Genomic DNA, 18,869 nt, shown 5'->3' with positions numbered 1-18,869 from the left:
GCCGTACGCCGCGCCGCCTTGGCGCGTGACGGATCCGGCCGCCCCGCGCACGCATCAAACCGCGCGCATAAAAAAGACCCGCATCGCTGCGGGTCTTTTCTTTTGGCTGGAGCGCGCATCGCTGCGCGCTCCGGACACCGTCGACCGAAGTCGATTACATGTCCATGCCCATGCCGCCCATGCCGCCCGGCATGCCGCCCGGCATCGGTGCGTCTTCCTTCGGCAGTTCCGCGACGGCTGCGTCCGTCGTCAGCAGCAGGCCTGCGACCGAAGCTGCGTTCTGCAGCGCGGTGCGCGTGACCTTGGTCGGGTCGACGACGCCGGCTTCAACCATGTCGACGTACTCGCCCGTTGCTGCGTTGTAGCCGTAGTTGCCCTGGCCTGCAGCAACCGCCGCCACCACGACGCTGGCTTCTTCGCCGCCGTTCGTGACGATCTGGCGCAGCGGCTCTTCCATTGCGCGCAGCACGATCTTGATGCCGGCGTTCTGGTCGGCGTTCGCGCCGGTCAGGCCTGCGATCGCGGTGCGTGCGCGGATCAGCGCGACGCCGCCACCGGCCACGATGCCTTCTTCCACAGCTGCGCGCGTCGCGTGCAGTGCGTCTTCGACACGTGCCTTCTTTTCCTTCATTTCGACTTCGGTCGCAGCACCGACCTTGATCACTGCAACGCCGCCTGCCAGCTTGGCCACGCGCTCTTGCAGCTTTTCACGGTCGTAGTCCGACGTCGCTTCTTCGATTTGCGCGCGCACTTGCTTCACGCGTGCTTCGATGTTCACGGCTTCGCCTGCGCCGTCGATGATCGTCGTGTTTTCCTTGCCCACTTCGATGCGCTTCGCCTGGCCCAGTTCTGCCAGCGTTGCCTTTTCGAGCGTCAGGCCGGTTTCTTCCGCGACGACTTGACCGCCGGTCAGGATCGCGATGTCTTCCAGCATCGCCTTGCGACGATCGCCGAAGCCCGGCGCCTTGACCGCAACGGTCTTCAGGATGCCGCGGATGTTGTTGACGACCAGCGTGGCCAGTGCCTCGCCTTCGACGTCTTCAGCGATGATCAGCAGCGGACGGCCAGCCTTCGCGACTTGCTCGAGCACCGGCAGCAGATCACGGATGTTCGACACCTTCTTGTCGTGCAGCAGCACGAACGGGTTGTCGAGGACGGCGACTTGCTTGTCCGGGTTATTGATGAAGTACGGCGACAGGTAGCCGCGGTCGAACTGCATGCCTTCGACGACGTCGAGCTCGTCGGCCAGCGACTTGCCGTCTTCGACGGTGATCACGCCTTCCTTGCCGACCTTGTCCATCGCTTCAGCGATGCGATCGCCGATCGACGAATCGCTGTTCGCCGAGATCGAGCCAACCTGGGCGATTTCCTTGTTGGTCGTGCACGGCTTGCTGATCTTCTTCAGCTCTTCGACAGCCGCTGCGACTGCCTTGTCGATGCCGCGCTTCAGGTCCATCGGGTTCATGCCCGATGCGACGTACTTCATGCCTTCGCGAACGATCGATTGCGCGAGGACGGTTGCCGTCGTCGTGCCGTCGCCTGCGTTGTCGCTGGTCTTGGAAGCGACTTCCTTGACCATTTGCGCGCCCATGTTCTGGAGCTTGTCCTTCAGCTCGATTTCCTTCGCGACCGACACACCGTCCTTGGTGACCGTCGGGCCGCCGAAGCTGCGCTCGAGCACGACGTTGCGGCCCTTCGGACCCAGCGTGACCTTGACTGCGTTGGCGAGAATGTTCACGCCTTCGACCATCTTCGAACGGGCGGAATCGCCGAATACGACGTCTTTAGCTGCCATCTTCTAACTCCTTGAATTCTTGGGAATATGTACCGTCGGAGGACGCTTACTTGGCGTTGACCACGGCCATGATGTCTTCTTCGCGCATGACCAGCAGTTCCTGGCCGTCGACCTTCACGGTCTGACCTGCGTACTTGCCGAACAGGACACGATCGCCGACCTTCACGTCGAGCGCGATCGGGGCGCCCTTGTCGTCGCGCTTGCCCGGGCCGATCGCCAGGACTTCGCCCTGATCCGGCTTTTCAGCAGCGGCGTCGGGGATCACGATGCCCGAGGCGGTCTTGGTTTCCTGATCCAGGCGCTTGACGATCACGCGATCGTGCAAAGGACGAAGGTTCATATTCACTCCTCTCTTGACTGAGATTGAAGAACGCTTAGGGAATCTGCCCGGCTGGGTGCCCGGCAGAGAATTGTTAGCACTCTCGTGCAGCGAGTGCTAATTATATGGACGGGTTTTGACAAATTCAAGAAGGAGAACCGGAGGAATTTTCGGGGAGGCGACGCGGCGGGAAAAACACGCAAAAACAACAAAAACCCCTTTTTAAACAAAGACATGCGGCATTCATCCAACCCGAACGACGGCGCCGTGCGGCCCGCCGAACCCATCCAGCCCCGTTTGGACACCGGGTAAGCCCGGAGTTCCTGAGACCGGCGACATCGCATCAAAAAAACCGTGCGGGCGCCGATTTCGTCCGCCGCGACGTGCTCGCCCGCCGGCGTCGCCCGGCCGATTTCACGCGTCGGCGCAGTCCGCGCCGGACAGCGGCCGGAAGGTCCGGCCGTCCGTTTCGACGGTCGCGCCCAGCCGGCGCGCGAGCCCCTTCGCGCCTTCGCGCATCACGACGTCGTGATTCCATCGGAACAGCGGCCGCGCGAGCGGCTCCAGCCAGTTCATCCAGCCGTGCGTGCGGATGTGCCAGTCGTAGCGCACGACGGTGCGCGCGCCGTCGGCGGCGAACGACCAGCGGCCGTCGCCCTCGATCGCGCCGCTCGCATGGCCTTCGAGCGCATGCGGCCGCTCGACGCGCCGCACGCGCATGTCGAAGGTCAGCCGGTACGGCAGCGCGCCCTTCCAGGTATACCGGTGCAATGCGCCGACGCCGCGCGCGTCGCCGGGCTCGAGCTCGACGGTGCGCACGGCGCCCTTCCACCAGTCGGGCCAGCGATCGGCCTGGTAAATCGCGTCCCAGACCGCCGCGAGCGGCGCATCCACCCGCCAGGTCGTCGAAAACCGGTACTCCGCCATGCAGCCTCCGGCATGCGCGTTCAGGAACACGGCGCGCCGTCAGGGCGCGAAGAAACGCTCGGGAAACGCGACGTCGATTTCCACGTCGTCGAGCGTCACGGTTTCGAGCGGCACGTCGTCGTCGCCGGCATAGCTGACGACTTTCAGCGGAAAACCGTCCGCGGCGTCGAGCCACAACCGGTAGCGATGCACGCCGTCGACCGCGTGCGCGGGCGCGCCCGTGACCAGCACGCGTTGCGCGGTCCGGCCGCCGACGGCCTCCTCGCCTTCGGTCACCGTCGCGCCGCCCTGCTGCAGCGCATGGACGTTGCGCAGCAGTTCGCCGACGTCGGAGCGGTCGACCCGGTGGCCGGCGCGGTCGCGCACGAGCGGATTGGACGGCGACAGCGTCAGCGCGGGCGGCGCATGCGTGCCGAACGGGCGCAGCGTGACCTTGCCGTCGCCGGGATCGTATGCGAGCACCGCGCCGCGATGCGGCGACACGAAATCCATCCGGACGAAGCCGGGTTTCAGGTACGCGTAGCGGATTTCGGTGTGCTCGCCGTCGCGCGCCGACGAGCGGATCGTCGCGCGGTACGAGCGGACGTGGTCGAAATGCGCCTGCGCGGCGGTCACGGGATCGGCTGTCATGCTCGCTCCTATCAGGCTCGCGGCCAGCAACGCGGCGATCACGGCGCCGCCTCGACTTCGAGCACGCCTTCCATCCCGCGCTCGCGATGGCTTCTGAAAAACAGCAGCCGGTGCGTGCAATAGTAGGCGAATCGCCCGGGCTGCACCGGCGTGAAACGGAACGTCTTCGGCGTCGTATCGAGTTCGGTGCGTACCGCGATGCCGGCCTGCGGCGCGTCGATTTCGAAACTGTGCGGCACCACGCCGGGCTCGGCCGATACCGTGAGCTCGACCGGCGGGTGCGCGCGGACGATCACATGATTCGGCCGGAAGAAATAGCTGCCGCCGACGATCGTCACGCGCTGCACGCCATCGGCATCAACCGGCACGCGCACGGGCGGGTCGCCGTCCGCGTGCGCAAGCATCGTGCCCGCGAGGCACGCCGTCAGCACGAGCCCCTTCATCATCGCCATCTTCATCGCCTGCTCCCCGCGGGCGCCGCGCGTCACCCCTTCCACGCATCGGTCGGCCCGCCCAGCGCACCGCATGCGTCGATCGCCAGCTCGCGCAGACGCCGTTCGTCGCCACGGCCGGACAGCGCATAACCCATGCCGCGATCCGACCAGAAATACGTGTAGCGGCCGTCGGCCGACAGCGCCTGCGGCGCGAGACGCCGCGCGTCGTATGCGGTCATGTACAGCGTCACGCGCGCGCCGTCCGCGCGCTGGTACATGAGCTGCGCGGCCGGCCCCGCGTCGCCGGGCAGCAACCGGCCGCCCAGCAGCGCGTAGCCGTATTCGTCGAGCGACGGTGCGCGCACCGGCCGACCGACGCGCGCGGACAACCACGCGGCGAGACGCCCGGGATCGGCCGCGCCGACTTCCACCGGATGTTCGCGGTCGGCCGCGTACACCGCGTACGCGACATCGGCGCGCGCGGCGAACGCCGGTTCGCGGCCGAACGCCGCCCAGCCCGCATGCAGCGCGACACCGATCAGCAGCCCGGCCGCCAGCCCCGCGAACGCATGCGCGACGGCGCGCCAGCGCGACGCGCGGCGCTGCACGAACAACGCGGGCGCCGCGCCCGGCAACGGGAACAGCGCCTTCAGCGCATCGCGCTGTGCGCGGTAATGCGCGAATCGTTCGGCTTCCTGCGGATCGGCCTGCAGGCGCGCGAGGACCTCGCGCCGCTCATGCCCGGACAGTTCGCCGTCCAGCAGCGCGGACAGCAGTTGCGCCGACGCATCGTCTTCCTGCTCGTTCGAAGGCTTGCGCGGATCGTCCATCATGGCTTCCCGATCACCCGTAACGTGGCCGCGCCGTGCGTCGACGGCGCGTCCGACAGCAGCGCGCGCATCTGGGCGCGCGCCCGCGCGAGCCGCGACATCACGGTGCCCACCGGCACGCCGAGCACCTGCGCGGCATCGCGATAGCTCAACTCCTCGAGCGCGACCAGCAGCAGCACCTCGCGCTGTTCGACCGGCAGCCGGTACAGCGCGCGCTGCACGTCGCGCAACTCCAGCCCGCCGACCTCGCCGACCGGCGCGGCCATCGTCTGCCAGGGCGCCGTCGCGTCGTCGACCGCGATCTCGTGCCGCGCGCGCAACTGGTCGATGAATCGGTGCCGCAACAGCGTCAGCAGCCATGCGCGCAGGTTACTGCCGTCGCGCGGCGGCCGGTTCAGCGCACGCTCGAGCGTGTCCTGCACGAGATCGTCGGCCCACGCGCGCTCGCCCGTCAGCGCGCGCGCATAGCGCGTGAGATGCGGAAGCCACACCAGCAGGTCCGATTCATAGCTCATCGGGGCGCCTCGCGCGTCGTCGCGCACTCACGGTCACGGCCGCGCGACGTGCCACATGCCGCCGATTCCGTCGCCGCCCGCGTCGCCGGCCTGGTGGTCCATCTTCCAGCGATACAGCGGACGGCCGCGGTATGCCCATTGCTTTTTGCCGTCGTCGCGGGCGACGAGGCTCAGCGCGCCCGACGCCTTGTCGTACGCGTCGGCGAGCGCGGGCGGCCAGTTGGCCGCGCACGTGCCGTCGCACATGCTCTTGCCCGGCGCATCGCGATCGAACACATACAGCGTCATGTGGGCTTCGTCGACCAGTTTCCCGTCGCCGACCTGGGGCGGTTCCGCGGCCGCCGGCCGCACGATCGCCGCCGTCAACGCGGCAGCGAAGAGCATCCGTTTCATTCCCGTTCTCCTTGGCGTCGTGTCGCGACACGCTGCCGCCGGGCGGGACGATCGGCTTCGTCGCGATCATTATCCCGCCGGGCGGCCGTGCCGGAACTCGGTATGTAAACGGACGGCGGTGGTCGGTTATTCCATGCGGCGGCGCGACGAGCGGCGACGCATCATTCATACGACGTAAGCACGCGGGAAGCCGGAAATGACAAAGCGTCGTGCGGTTGCTGCCGGTTACCTCGGCAATGCGCCGGTCGGCGACCGGAGCAGCGTCGTCACCGGTGCGAGCGGGCTCCCTGCGCCGCCGACGTTGCCAAACGTGCCGGTGACCTGGTTCACGACGTCCTGCGCGTGCCGGCGGCCAAAACCGCATCTGCGCGCCCCAAGTTCAGCCGAAACGTGCAGGCCGATACGGATGGGGATCGATATAAGTCGGCGCGCCCGTCATCATTTCGGCGAGCAGGCGGCCGGTGGCGGGCCCAAGCGTGAGCCCGTGATGGCAGTGGCCGAACGCGAACCACAAATGACGGTGGCGCGGCGCCGGCCCGATCACCGGACGCATGTCGGGCGTGCACGGCCGCATCCCGAGCCACGGTTCCGGATCGAGCCGCTCGCCGATGCCGAACGCGTCGCGCGCCAGCGGTTCGGCGCGCGCGAGCTGCACGCCGGTCGGCGGCGCGTCGCGCGGCGCGATCTCGACGCCCGTCGTGAGCCGCAGGCGGCCGCCCTCCATCGGCGCGACGACGAAACCCGCCTCGGTATCGCACACGGGCACGTTCAGCGGCGCGCGTGTCGGCCGGTAATGCATGTGATAGCCGCGCTTCGCGCGCAGCGGAATCCGGTAGCCGAGCGGCGCGAATACCTGATCGGACCACGGCCCGAGCGCGATCACGGCCGAGCGCGCCGAGATCGGCCCGTGTTCGGACCGGACCTGCCAGCCGTCGTCCACCTGCACGAGCGTCGTCGCGTCGCCGTGCACGAACGTGCCGCCGTCGCGCTCGAACAGCCGCGCATAGGCCTGGGTCAGCCCGCCCGGGCTCGACACGGTCTTCGGATCCTGCCAGTGGAATGCGCCGCAGAATGCGTCGCCGATACCGGGCTCGCGCGCACGCAACGCATGCGCGTCGAGCACGGTCATCCGCAGCCCGTGCGCGGCGGCGACCTGCTGCTGCACGCGCGCTTGCGCGTCGAACAGCGCGGGCGAACGGAACGCCTCGATCCATCCGCCGTCGTGCACGAGCGGCTGCGCGTCGGTGCGCGCGAGCAGCGCATCGTGCTCGACGACGCTCGCCGCGACGAGCGGCAGCAGGTCGCGCGCGGCGGCCGCGAGCCGCTGGGGCGACGATTCGCGCCAGAAGCGCGCGAGCCAGCCCGCATACGCAGGCAGCGCGCGGTAATCCCAATAGAGATCGACCGAACGGTTGCGCGCGTAGCGCAGCAGCGTGCCGAGCCGGCGCGGAAACGCATACGGCACGACCGACGAGCGCTCGATCAGCCCCGCGTTGCCGTGGCTGGTTTCCTCGCCGGGCGCGCGCCGGTCGACGAGCGCGACGCGCAGCCCGCGATCCTGCAGATGCAGCGCCGACGACACGCCGACGATGCCGGCCCCCAGAACGATGACGTCGAAATCCATGGTCCCCCGCACTGCGTCGAGATGGGATGCGCGGTGTGCCGGCCCGCGGCCGGCACGCGGCGGCGCTCACTTCGCGATGATGTCGCGCTTGAAGTACTTCTGCGACAGCGCGCTCAGCGTGCCGTCCTTTTTCAGCGCGTCGAGCGCGCCGACGATCTTCGCCTGCAGCGCCTTGTCGTTCTTGCGCAGCCCGAAGCCGGTGCCTTCGCCGAGGGTCGCCGGATCCTTCAGCGGCTCGCCGACGATCTGGTAGTCGCGACCGGCCGGCTTGTCGAGGAACCCGTCCTGCGCGGTCTGCGCTTCCTGCACGGCCGCGTCGAGACGGCCCGCGACGAGATCGGCGTAGATCTGGTCCTGATCCGGATACGACACGACGGCCACGCCCGCATTCGCCCAGTGTGCCTTCAGGAAATCCTCCTGCGACGAGCCCTGCAGCACGCCGACGTGCTTGCCGCGCAGGCTCGCGACGTCGGGCTTCAGCGGCGAGCCGCGCTTCGCGACCATCACGATCGGCACCACGTAGATCGCCGGCGTGAAGTCGATGCTTTGCTTGCGCTTCGCGGTGATGTTCATCGCCGAATTGATCGCGTCGAACTTGCGCGCCTGCAGCGCCGGGATCAGCCCGTCGAACGCATTCTCGACCCACACGCACTTCATGTTCAGCTTCGCGCATACCGCGTTGCCGACATCGACGTCGAACCCCTGCAGTTGACCGGCCGGCGTCTTGCTCTCGAACGGCGGATAGGCGGCTTCGATCCCGAAGCGCAACGTGGTCTGTTCGGCATGGGCCGTGACGGCCGCGCACGCGAGCGCCGCGGCGGCGCAGAGGGAAAATTTCCAGTTCATGACGGTCCTTCTGTTCCGGAGTGAGGCGATGAAGATCGGTCGTGCGCCGGGTCGGCATTCGACGCAGGCCGCCGCCGCATCGCGACGTGTCGGGTCCTGCACGTGAAATATAGACTATAAGTCTACTATAGACTACAGTGGATACGAGGAGATCACCGCGTTGCTCGACGTCGAAATTTCGTTGTCCATGCGTAAATACCGTTGATTTCATGGTGTTTTTCACGATCCCGGCACCGCCATGACATCTCGAAAAGAAAAAATCATCCCGATTTTGTTTGTCTATATTAGACTTTCAAGTCCATAAAATCCGCCGGACACCGTCTTTCGAGACTTTCTGTCCAGCGCGCACCGGAGATGTCCCGATGACGCAAACCGTTCCCACCCTGCCGCTGACCGTCGACGAAGCCGCGGTGCGCGCGGCGCTGCCGTCGCTCGACGTGCTCGGCACGCTGCGCCGCACGTTCGCGTCGCTCGCCGCGGCGCGCGCGGTGCAGCCGCCGCAGACGCTCACGCTGTTTCCCGACCAGGCCGGCGACTTCATCACGTATCTCGGCGCGCTCGCCGACGAGCAGGTGTTCGGCGCGAAGCTGTCGCCGTATGTCGTGACGGGCGGTAAACCCGGCGGGAAACCGATCGTCACCGCATGGACCGCACTGATGTCGATGCAAACCGGCCAGCCGCTGATGTGGTGCGACGCGGGGCTGCTGACCGTCGAACGCACGGCCGGCACGACGGCGCTCGCGGTCGACTGCCTCGCGCCGCGCGACGCGCGCCATCTGGCGATCGTCGGCGCGGGCGCGGTCGGCCTCGCGCACCTGCGGCACACGGCGGCGCTGCGCGACTGGGCCACGATCCGCGTGTACTCGCCCGCGCTGGCCGGCGATGCGGCGCTGCAGGCAAGCCTCGCCGCGCTCGACCCGCGCGCACGCGCGGCGGCGAGCGTCGAGGCGTGCGTGCGCGACGCGGACGTGGTGATGCTGTGCACGTCGTCGGGCACACCGGTGCTCGGCGACGGGATGCTCACGCGCCCCGCGCTCGTCACGTCGATCAGCACGAACGTCGCCCGTGCGCACGAAATTCCGCCCGCATGGCTGCCCGACATGGACGTCTACTGCGACTACCGGCACACGACGCCCGCGAGCGCCGGCGAGATGCTGATCGCGGCGGCCGAGCACGGCTGGGATGCCGGCCGGATCGTCGGCGACCTGCCCGCGCTCGTCGCCGGCACCTGCGCGGCGCCGTCGCGCACGCGTCACTCACTGTTCCGCTCGATCGGCCTCGGGCTGGAGGACATCGCGATCGCGCACGCGCTGTACATGCATCTGACGCGCGGATGAGCGCCCCGCGCGCGCGGGGCCGATACAATGGCGCAACCGCCGCGGCGGCCGCGCGCGGGCGCACGGGCATGCCGGCCGACGATGCGCCGGCCCGCCGGCCCGACACGCTGCCCGGCTCCCGCCCACCCGAGATCGCGACACCGATGCGCAAGAAGAAATCTCCCGTCAAAGACCTGCTGCTCACCCGCTATGCGCCGATCGCCGACGGTATCGCCGCGCTGTTCTTCCCGTACGCGGAAGTCGTGATCCACGACCTGCACGACCAGACCGTGCTGTATCTGGCGAACAACCTGTCCAAGCGCGAGGTCGGCGACGATTCCGCGCTCGAGGAAATCGATCATTCGGCGCGCGAGCGCGTGATCGGCCCGTACGAGAAGCTGAACTGGGACGGCCGGCGCATGCGCTGCGTGAGCAACGTGTTGTTCGACGACGAAGGCCGCCCGGCCGGGATGATGTGCATCAACTTCAACATCGCGGTGTTCGACGAGGTGCGCGCGACGCTGGACCTGTTCATCAAGGGCGCGGGCGTCGTCGCGCAGCCCGACGAGCTGTTCCGCGACGACTGGCAGGAGCGCATCAACACGTTCCTGCACGGCTGGCTGCGCGAACGGCAGGTCGGGTTGAACGGGCTCACGCGCGAGCACCGCCGCGAACTCGTCGAGGCGCTGTACGCGGAAGGCGCGTTTCGCGGCAAGAGCGCGGCGAACTACGTCGCGAACGTGCTCGGGATGGGGCGCGCAACGGTCTACAAGCATCTGAAGCACCTGAAGGAAACGCAGGGCGACGCCTGAGCGCGATGCGGCGGGCGTCATGACGGCCGGGCCCGGCCATCGGTGCCGGGCGGCCGTTTCCGCGTCCAGGCTCGCGATACGCGGGCGCGGCTGCATGCCGCACGGGCCAGCGGACGACAGAGCCTGGAAACCTAAAGTGATATAGTCTCGGTTACATTTTTTTGCCGTCCCGAACCGCCCATGACGACCGCTCCCGCCCCGACCGCCCGCCCGACCCTCACCGTCGAAATCTGGTCCGACCTGATCTGCCCGTGGTGCTGGATCGGCAAGCGCCGCTTCGACGAAGCGCTGGCCGCGTTCGCGCACGCCGAGCGCGTCGACGTCGCGCTGCGCGCATACCGGCTGATGCCCGGCCAGCCCGTCGAGCCGGTCGAGGCGATGCTCGCGGGCAAATACCGGATGGCGCCCGCGCAGGTCGACCAGATGCTGCGGCAGGTGACCGAGGCGGCCGCGAGCGTCGGGCTGCGCTACGACCTGCCCGGCACGCTGGTCGGCGACACGCTCGACGGCCACCGGCTCGTGAAGCTCGCGCAAGCGTCGGGCCGCGCGCACGCGCTGACCGAGCGCCTGTATCGCGCGTATTTCTGCGAGCACGGCTCGCTGTTCGATCATGCCGCGCTGACCGCATTCGCGGTCGAAGCCGGGCTCGAGCGCTCGGCCGTCGAAGCGGTGCTGCGCAGCGACGCGTACCGCGACGAAGTCGACGCCGACATCGCGCGCGCCGCACAGATCGGCGGGCGCGGCGTGCCGCTGTTCGTGTTCGGCGGCCGCTACGCGGTATCGGGCGCGCAGCCGGCCGACGCGTTCGCGCAAGCACTCGACCAGGCGTGGCGCGACGGCGTCGTCGAACTGGGCGGCGACGACGCGGCCGCCTGCGGCCCCGACGGCTGCGACCTGCCGGCGCGCGCGTAACGCGCATCCCGCTTCACGCGCGCCGGGGCCAAATGCGCCATTGCGCGCCACTACGCGACGCTCCTGCCATGAACCGACAGGAAGCCCGCGCCGGCGGCGTCTACAATGCATCCTTCCCTATAACGACGAGAAGGCTGCGCGCCCATGACCCACGGGATTCACGGCGAGAAGCGCTGGTACGCGCTGATCGTGCTCTGCCTCGGCGTGCTGATGATCGTGCTCGACAGCACGATCGTGAACGTTGCGCTGCCGTCGATCAGCACCGACCTCCACTTCACCGAAACGGCCCTCGTGTGGGTCGTCAATGCCTACCTGCTGACGTTCGGCGGCTGCCTGCTGCTCGGCGGCCGGCTCGGCGACCTGTACGGCCAGCGGCGCATGTTCCTCGCGGGCCTCGTCGTGTTCACGCTCGCGTCGCTCGCGTGCGGGCTCGCGCAATCGCAGGCGATGCTGATCGCCGCACGCGCGGTGCAGGGGCTCGGCGGCGCGGTCGTGTCGGCCGTCTCGCTGTCGCTGATCATGAACCTGTTCACCGAGCCCGGCGAACGCGCGCGCGCGATGGGCGTCTACGGCTTCGTGTGCGCGGGCGGCGGCAGCATCGGCGTGCTGCTCGGGGGGCTGCTGACGAGCTCGCTGTCGTGGCACTGGATCTTCCTCGTCAACCTGCCGATCGGCGTCGCGGTCTACGCGATGTGCGCCGCGCTGCTGCCGCGCGTGCGCGCGCCGGCCGGCGCCGCGCGGCTCGACGTCGCCGGCGCGATCACGGTGACGGCCTCGCTGATGCTGGCCGTCTACGGGATCGTCGGCGGCAACGAGGCAGGCTGGCTGTCGACGCAGACCGTCGCGTTGATCGGCGCGGCCGTCGTGCTGCTCGCGCTGTTCATCGCGATCGAGTCGCGCGCCGCGCATCCGCTGATGCCGCTTACGCTATTCGCCGCGCGCAACGTCGCGCTCGCGAACGCGATCGCCGTGCTGTGGGCGGCCGCGATGTTCGCGTGGTTCTTTCTGTCCGCGCTGTACATGCAGCGCGTGCTCGGCTACGGGCCGCTGCAGGTCGGCCTCGCGTTCCTGCCGGCGAACCTGATCATGGCCGCGTTCTCGCTCGGGCTGTCGGCGCGGATCGTGATGCGCTTCGGCATCCGCGGCCCGATCGCCGCCGGCCTGCTGATCGCGGCGTGCGGCCTCGCGCTGTTCTCGCGCGCACCGGTCGACGGCGGTTTCGCGTGGCACGTGCTGCCCGGCATGACGCTGCTCGGCATCGGTGCAGGCGTCGCGTTCAATCCGGTGCTGCTCGCCGCGATGAACGATGTCGACCCGGCCGATTCCGGGCTCGCGTCGGGCATCGTCAACACCGCGTTCATGATGGGCGGCGCGCTCGGGCTCGCGGTCCTCGCGAGTCTCGCCGGCGCCCGTACCGACGCGCTCGCAGCGGCACGAGCGACGCCGCTCGACGCGCTGAACGGCGGCTACCACGCGGCCTTCGCGTTCGGCGCGGCGTTTGCGGCCGTGGCAGCGCTGGCCGGTTTGGCGCTGCGCATCCGGCCGCCACGCGCGGTCGAAGGCACCGGGCCCGCGATGCACTGACCGTCGACGGGCGGGCCGGGAACCGGCATCGAGCCAGGGCGCGCATTGTCGCGCCCTTTTTTATGCGCGCCGGATATGCGTCATCTGCCCCCGATTCTCCATCGCTTTCAGGTCGATCACTCTCGTCGGCCGCGCTCGTGTTCAAACGCCCGTCTCATGTCCCGTCGGCCGTATGCAGTGCGGATCTCCCGGCGATTTTTAACGCAGTCGTACATTGACGCGCCACTTTTGCGACAATGGCGGACTTTGACGCGCGCAGCGCCGCCGCCGCGCACCGCCGCCGAACGCCATATAACCGCCTGCCTCCGATGTCGCTTCCCCATATCGATCTGCTGTACTCGCTGTCCGGCCTGTTCGTCGGCATTCTCGTCGGCCTGACGGGCGTCGGCGGCGGTTCGTTGATGACGCCGATCCTCGTGCTGCTGTTCGGCGTCCACCCGGCGACGGCGGTGGGCACGGACCTGCTGTACGCGGCCGCGACCAAGGCCACCGGCACGCTCGTCCACGGCCTGAAAGGCACGGTCGACTGGCGCATCACGGGCCGGCTCGCGGCGGGCAGCGTACCGGCCGCGACGCTCACGCTGTGGTGGCTGCACACGCACGGGATGAACACGCCCGGCACCGCGCGGATGATCCAGCTCGTGCTCGGAGTCGCGCTGCTGCTCACGTCGCTCGCGCTGATCTTTCGCCCTCAGCTCACGGCGTTCGCCGCGCGCAACCCGCTCGCGCCGAGCCCCGCGCGCACGCTGTGGTCGACCGTGCTGACGGGCGCCGTGCTCGGCGTGCTCGTGTCGATGACGTCGGTCGGCGCCGGCGCGATCGGCGTGACCGTGCTCCTGCTGCTGTATCCGCTGCTCGCGACGACCCGCATCGTCGGTTCCGACATCGCGCATGCGGTGCCGCTCACGCTGGTCGCGGGCATGGGCCACTGGCTGCTCGGCTCCGTCGACTGGTCGATGCTGCTGTCGCTGCTGCTCGGTTCGCTGCCCGGCATCGTGATCGGCAGCCTGCTGTCGGCGCGCGCGCCCGAACGGCTGCTGCGCAACCTGCTCGCGTCGACCCTGGTCGCGGTCGGCGTGCGGCTCGTGCTGGCGTAAGCGGGCGCCTCGCGCCTGATGACAAACGCCGCCGCCGGCGCATGCCCATCCTCGATAGAGGGATTTCCATCCCTGTTTTGAGGATTAGGGAAGCCGTCACCTGCGACCTCCGGGGCGACGCCCCCTCCGACACAAAAAAATGCCCCCGGGAGTCCATGACTCTCGAGGGCATCTCGAGGAACGGCAGCGCCGCCATCGACGCACACGACCCGCAGCGCCGGGACGCATGCGCGAGTGCATTTTTTCGTCGCGGCGGCCGGCGGGCGGCGTGACCGCCCTCGCCGCTTACTGCCCCTGCTGCCGCAGCTTCTGCTGCTTCATCTGCTGCGTGCGCGCCTGCAGCTTCAGCACGCGTTGCAGTGCGGTGCGATTCGCGAGGATGCCGTCGTAGAAGTTGGCGAGATCGCCCTTCAGCGCGGTCCGCGACGCGTCGTTCAGGTAGATCATGTGGCCCGACGGGTAGTTCTTGATCGTCAGGTTCTGCGCCTTCAGCGTCGGATCGAGCGGCATCTGCGCGAGCGTCAGCTCCGTCTGGTGGAACGGCGTGACGGCGTCGAAATAGCCGTTCGCCGACAGCACCTTCAGGTCCGGGTTCACGCTCATCGTCGACGCCAGGTCGCCGGCCGTGTACAGCGTGTTGCCGCCGCCCTTGTTCGCGCCAGTCGGGTCCGTGTGGCTGAAGTCCCAGTTGTTGAAGACCTGGTCGTTCAGGTCCACGAACGACGACGTCGACGTGTACTTGAGGTCGGTGTTGATGTAGCTGTTCCACAGCACCGTGTACGCGCCGCCGACGTTCGTGATCGACGGATCGTTGCTGCCCGAGTTCGGCAGGATGTACGGCGCGATGCCCTTGCCCGTGAAGTTCGCGCGACCGTCGTACTGGCCGATCTGCGTGCCCGGCACGAGCGTCAGGAAGAACGTGTACGGCGGGTTGTCGTCCGAGGACGGCACGTTGCCGAGCGCGGCCGGGTTGCCGAAGGTCTGGATCAGCGACGTCGGGTCCGTGCCGATGTACGCGCCCATCTGCTGCGCGGTCTGCAGGTTCAGGTTCAGCCGCACGTTCACGAAGCCGCCGTCCTGCGGGTTCGGCTTCTGCGCGAGCGGCGCGAGCGTGTTGTCCGCGTAGTTGCGGGCCTGCACCATGTACGCATCGAGATCGGTCGGCGTCGGGTTGAGCGTCGTCTTCTTCCAGTAGAACGCGTCGGCCGCGAGCGTCGGGAACGTGCCCGGTGCGGACAACGCGTTCGCGTAGTCGAGGATCGACGACTGCAGCGTGATCCCGTTCAGGTCGATGCCGTCCTCGTGCAGCACCCACGACACGACCGCGCTGCGCGCGGTGCCGTACGACTCGCCGTACAGGAACTTCGGCGAATTCCAGCGCGAGTACTTGGTCAGGTAGCGCTGGATGAAGCGGTCGATCGAGCGTGCGTCCTGGTCGGTGCCCCAGAAGTCCTTGTTCTTCGCCGGCGCGATCGCGGTCGAGTAACCGGTGCCGACCGGGTTGATGAACACGAGGTCGGTGCGGTCGAGCAGGCTGTCCGGGTTGTCGAGCAGCTTGTACGGCGCGGGCGGCGTGAAGTTCGGGAACGACGACTGCAGGCGCTTCGGCCCGTACGAGCCGAGCAGCAGGTAGACCGACGACGAGCCCGGGCCGCCGTTGTAGAAGAACGTGACCGGGCGCGGCTTCGACGGGTCGGGATTGTCCTGCGTGTACGCGACGTAGAACATCTTCGCGTTCGGCGCCGACGTGACCGGATCGATCGTCGTCAGGTGGCCGGTGGTGGCCGTGTACTTGATCGTCTTGCCGCCGATCGTGACCTGGCGGTGCACGACCGCCGCGCCTTCCGTCGAATCCGTGACCGCATCGTTCGGCCCGGTGCCGTACACGTCGGTGTCGACGTACGGCTGGTCGGCCGCGGTGGCGGCCGTTGCGTCGGTGCTGGCCGACGTGCTGCCGCTGGACGTCGCGGCCGCGGTGGCGGCCGACGCCGTCGGGCTCGGCCCGTCGTCGCCGCCGCACCCCGTGACGAGCAGCGCCGCGGCCGCCGCGGCGGCGAGCGGTACGCTCAAGGTCGTTCCGAATAGCGCGAAACCGTCTTTCAAGGACTTCCGTGTCGTCATTATTGCCTCTCGAACAGAACGATAAATACCGCCGGTCGCAAAGGATCATTTGCGCCGACGCTCCGCACCGGGAATGCATACGTTATGCGACGCATTCCGAGTTTTTTACCGAATCGGCGAATACCGATCGGCACGATTTACCCCACCCATGTTTTTTGCAACCGCACAATGGCATCAATTCCATTGCCAACGACAATTCAACGATCCGCCGCAATACGGATTCATTCCCGCGGATTTGCCGGCACGGCAAAAGCGACGGACAAAAGAACGCCTCGCAAAGCCCGACCGGCAAAGCGCCTTCACTTCGAACAGACGAACGATCCCCGTCGGCGAGATATCGATTAATCGCGAAGCGGCGATCAATCGCGACTCGAGCCGATTGAATAAAATCGAAAGGATCGATTAACTAAATGGAAAGAAATATTCTCGTAATCTGATTTATTAAATTAAGTTAAAATACCGGCGCATAATAAGTTCCGGATTTATTGCCGTAAAGTAAGAATTTGTTACAGCACTCGCCATTCGGATAAAAGGCAGTCCGGGACCGATTCCAGAGACGCGCATAAAAAAAGCCGGACGGCTGTCCGGCTCGTGGGAGGCGGGTGACAGCCGCCGTCAGAGCGGCACGTCGATCGTGCCGGCGCCGACGGAAATCGCGTTCGCGCCCGGCGCGCCCGAGATCGGCGGCAGGTTCGCGCTCGTCAGCGCGGGCGCGGCGCCCGGCGTGCCGCCGCGCGGCACCGTGCGGATCACCTGCGACGGCGGCAGCGGCGCGCCGTTCTTCAGGTGCCGCCACATCAGGTTCAGCGCCTGCACGTTGTAGTAGTGAACCGGCACGAAGCGGGTATCGAAGCCCGGAACCGACAGGAACGCGTCGAAGTGCTGGCCGTTCGTCACTTCGTAGAACACCAGCTGGCTGCGCCCGGCTTCGCTGATGCCGTTCTGCGCGACGTACGCGCGCGACGCGTGGTTCACGGGCACGAGCGCGTCGCTGCGGCCCTGCACGATGATCGCCGGCTTGCCGTGCAGGTTCGCGTTCACGCGCACCGCGTCGACGTTCGCGGGCATGCCGAGCATCCCGTTCGTCCACAGCTGGCGCAGGCACAGCGCGCCCGCGAAGCTTGCATCGGGCGTCGCGAGCCGGTGGTCGACGCCCGCGCCGTTGTTGAACACGAGATTGATGCCGGCCGTCGGCGGTACGCCGTTGCCGACGCCGAATACGGCCGGCATCGGCGACGCGGCGGGCGCCGCGACCGCGCCCGCCGCGTTCGTGGTCGCGAAGCTGAAGTTGCACAGGTTGTCGGTGACGCGCGAGCGCGTGTACGCGTTCGCATAGGTGACCGCGATCGCGGGAATCGCCTGCGAATCCCACATCGGCGCCTGCAGCAGGTCGGAATCGGCCAGATAGCCGGCCGCGTGGAGCTGCGCGAGCGCGTCGGCCGCCTGGCTCTGCGTGTCGGCGCCCGCCACCAGCCCGGCCGCGGCGAGCGTCGCGCAGCGCTGCGTGCGGATCGACTGCGTGGTCGCGGCCGGCAGCGCGCTCAGGTACGGCGCGCCGGCGAGCGACGCCGACGCGGCCGCGCACGGTTCCAGCAGGTTCGCGAGCGTCGCGTAATCGGCCAGCGGCCGGCCGAACGACGGCGCCGGCTGGCCGCCCGCGCGGACGACCGCATTCGGCGCCATCCGCACGTTGATCTGCGGCTCGCCGACCACGACCGCGGTAATCCACCCGCGGTTGTCCTGCTCGGCCGCCGCGAGCGACGCGCCGCCGCCGTTGCTGACCGACGCGGCGATCGTCGTGATGTCGCCCGCGCGATAGCGCACGCCGTGATGCGTGCCGTCGATCAGCGGGCCGAACTGCTCGTTGAGCGCCCAGTACGCGAATTCGACCGCCTGCAGCGTCATGCGCCCCCAGTCCTGCTCGGGATTCTGTTGCGAATGCGCGTGCTTGAACGCATAGCGGTTCGGGAAGCGGCTGTTGAACGCGGCGAGATCGCCGCTCGTCACGTTCGCGGTGAACAGGCTCGCGGCGCCGGCCAGCACCGCGTCGGCGAGCGTGCCGTCGATCAGCGTGACGGTGTCGGAGCCGAGCTCGTGCGCGCCGTTGCCGCCGCCCTTGTCGTTGTAGGCCACCGCGCAGCCGCGCTTGAGCGCCCATTCGCCGGCCGCGGAAATCGCGCCGTACACGCCGCGCGAGCCGGACGACGTTGCCGTGACGATGCAGGGCTGCGCGGGATTGAAGCCGGCAGGCACCTGTACGAGCAGCGTCACGTTCTTGCTGCCGCTGCCGTCATCGGAATACGCAAGATATTCGGTGCCGGGGATCTTGCCTTCGCCGAGCGTGTCGTTGCCGTCGAGATCGACGTTCGGCCCCCAGAAGCGGCCGTAGCCGCCGTTCGCGCTCATGTCGACGAGCGCGCGGTAATTCGACCAGATGGCGAGGCGGCGCAATTCGGCGCTGGTCGGCCGCGACGGATTCGCGAAGCCCGGCGCGCTCGCCGCCGCGAGGCCCGTCTTGCCGAGGCCGGCCGTCAGCAGATCGTCGCTCGCGCCGTCGTAGGCCGTCGTGCGCACGCTGCCGGACACGAAGCCGGGCAACCGGTTGCGCTCGGCCGACTCGTCGCCGTTGCAGGCGCCGAGCATCGCGACCGCGGCCAGCGCCGCGCCCCCCACCACCCGCCTGCCCCACCCGAACTTCGTCATCGCCGCCCCCT

Annotated in this window: 18 protein-coding genes; 6 read left to right on the top strand and 12 right to left on the bottom strand. The window is 68.3% G+C overall.

Going from position 1 to position 18,869, the window contains the following annotated elements:
* Positions 1-154: 154 nt before the first annotated feature.
* The 10 genes from groL to QZM72_RS11095 form a co-directional block, all read right to left on the bottom strand.
* On the bottom strand, positions 155-1,795 hold the full coding sequence (gene groL / locus QZM72_RS11140) for a chaperonin GroEL (protein WP_012328020.1): 1,641 nt from the start codon (positions 1,793-1,795) through the stop codon (positions 155-157).
* 46 nt (positions 1,796-1,841) lie between these two features.
* A complete protein-coding gene (gene groES, locus QZM72_RS11135; protein ID WP_004186661.1) occupies positions 1,842-2,135 on the bottom strand; it encodes a co-chaperone GroES in 294 nt (97 codons plus the stop codon).
* 393 nt (positions 2,136-2,528) lie between these two features.
* On the bottom strand, positions 2,529-3,041 hold the full coding sequence (locus QZM72_RS11130; protein WP_089467900.1) for an SRPBCC family protein: 513 nt from the start codon (positions 3,039-3,041) through the stop codon (positions 2,529-2,531).
* Positions 3,042-3,080: 39 nt separating this feature from the next.
* A complete protein-coding gene (locus QZM72_RS11125) occupies positions 3,081-3,713 on the bottom strand; it encodes a DUF1571 domain-containing protein (RefSeq protein ID WP_089466797.1) in 633 nt (210 codons plus the stop codon).
* Positions 3,710-4,129, bottom strand: coding sequence for a quinol oxidase (locus QZM72_RS11120; RefSeq protein WP_301738080.1), 420 nt, complete (start codon positions 4,127-4,129; stop codon positions 3,710-3,712). The genes QZM72_RS11125 and QZM72_RS11120 overlap by 4 nt, the downstream gene beginning before the upstream one ends.
* A gap of 26 nt (positions 4,130-4,155) precedes the next feature.
* Complete coding sequence (locus QZM72_RS11115) at positions 4,156-4,938, bottom strand: anti-sigma factor (protein WP_301738079.1); 783 nt, start codon at positions 4,936-4,938, stop codon at positions 4,156-4,158.
* The gene (locus tag QZM72_RS11110; RefSeq protein ID WP_301738078.1) at positions 4,935-5,450 is read right to left on the bottom strand and encodes a sigma-70 family RNA polymerase sigma factor; all 516 of its coding nucleotides are present in this window, start codon (positions 5,448-5,450) and stop codon (positions 4,935-4,937) included. The genes QZM72_RS11115 and QZM72_RS11110 overlap by 4 nt, the downstream gene beginning before the upstream one ends.
* A 33-nt stretch (positions 5,451-5,483) precedes the next feature.
* Complete coding sequence (locus QZM72_RS11105) at positions 5,484-5,843, bottom strand: hypothetical protein (protein WP_301738077.1); 360 nt, start codon at positions 5,841-5,843, stop codon at positions 5,484-5,486.
* 379 nt (positions 5,844-6,222) lie between these two features.
* A complete protein-coding gene (locus QZM72_RS11100) occupies positions 6,223-7,467 on the bottom strand; it encodes an FAD-binding oxidoreductase (protein ID WP_089466794.1) in 1,245 nt (414 codons plus the stop codon).
* 66 nt (positions 7,468-7,533) lie between these two features.
* Positions 7,534-8,313, bottom strand: a complete 780-nt coding sequence (locus tag QZM72_RS11095) for an ABC transporter substrate-binding protein (RefSeq protein WP_301738076.1) — start codon at positions 8,311-8,313, stop codon at positions 7,534-7,536.
* A gap of 362 nt (positions 8,314-8,675) precedes the next feature.
* Between QZM72_RS11095 and QZM72_RS11090 the strand changes: the two genes are divergently transcribed.
* From QZM72_RS11090 to QZM72_RS11070, 5 genes are all read left to right on the top strand, one after another.
* Positions 8,676-9,650 carry an ornithine cyclodeaminase family protein gene (locus QZM72_RS11090; RefSeq protein ID WP_301738075.1) on the top strand — a complete coding sequence of 325 codons (975 nt, stop codon included), beginning with the start codon at positions 8,676-8,678 and terminating at the stop codon, positions 9,648-9,650.
* Entirely contained in the window at positions 9,647-10,441 is a 795-nt protein-coding gene (locus QZM72_RS11085; protein WP_301738074.1) for a transcriptional regulator, read from the top strand. The genes QZM72_RS11090 and QZM72_RS11085 overlap by 4 nt, the downstream gene beginning before the upstream one ends.
* Before the next feature lie 180 nt (positions 10,442-10,621).
* On the top strand, positions 10,622-11,353 hold the full coding sequence (locus tag QZM72_RS11080; RefSeq protein WP_301738073.1) for a DsbA family oxidoreductase: 732 nt from the start codon (positions 10,622-10,624) through the stop codon (positions 11,351-11,353).
* Between the two features lie 144 nt (positions 11,354-11,497).
* Entirely contained in the window at positions 11,498-12,937 is a 1,440-nt protein-coding gene (locus QZM72_RS11075; protein ID WP_301738072.1) for a DHA2 family efflux MFS transporter permease subunit, read from the top strand.
* 308 nt (positions 12,938-13,245) lie between these two features.
* Positions 13,246-14,034 carry a sulfite exporter TauE/SafE family protein gene (locus QZM72_RS11070; protein WP_301738071.1) on the top strand — a complete coding sequence of 263 codons (789 nt, stop codon included), beginning with the start codon at positions 13,246-13,248 and terminating at the stop codon, positions 14,032-14,034.
* Positions 14,035-14,319: 285 nt separating this feature from the next.
* On the opposite strand, the gene QZM72_RS11065 is transcribed toward QZM72_RS11070, so the two are convergent.
* Positions 14,320-16,155: a S10 family peptidase gene (locus tag QZM72_RS11065; RefSeq protein WP_089466788.1), complete on the bottom strand. Its 1,836-nt coding sequence runs from the start codon at positions 16,153-16,155 to the stop codon at positions 14,320-14,322.
* Positions 16,156-16,303: 148 nt separating this feature from the next.
* Here QZM72_RS11065 and QZM72_RS11060 point away from each other — a divergent pair, with 148 nt between their 5' ends.
* Positions 16,304-16,561: a hypothetical protein gene (locus QZM72_RS11060; RefSeq protein WP_301738069.1), complete on the top strand. Its 258-nt coding sequence runs from the start codon at positions 16,304-16,306 to the stop codon at positions 16,559-16,561.
* Positions 16,562-16,770: 209 nt separating this feature from the next.
* On the opposite strand, the gene QZM72_RS11055 is transcribed toward QZM72_RS11060, so the two are convergent.
* Positions 16,771-18,858: a D-(-)-3-hydroxybutyrate oligomer hydrolase gene (locus QZM72_RS11055; RefSeq protein ID WP_301738068.1), complete on the bottom strand. Its 2,088-nt coding sequence runs from the start codon at positions 18,856-18,858 to the stop codon at positions 16,771-16,773.
* Positions 18,859-18,869: the final 11 nt, after the last annotated feature.

This window comes from Burkholderia sp. AU45388 (assembly GCF_030481585.1).
GTDB lineage: Bacteria > Pseudomonadota > Gammaproteobacteria > Burkholderiales > Burkholderiaceae > Burkholderia > Burkholderia sola.
Note: the sequence above shows the minus strand (reverse complement) of the source record. Positions and strands in the feature narration are given on the sequence as shown.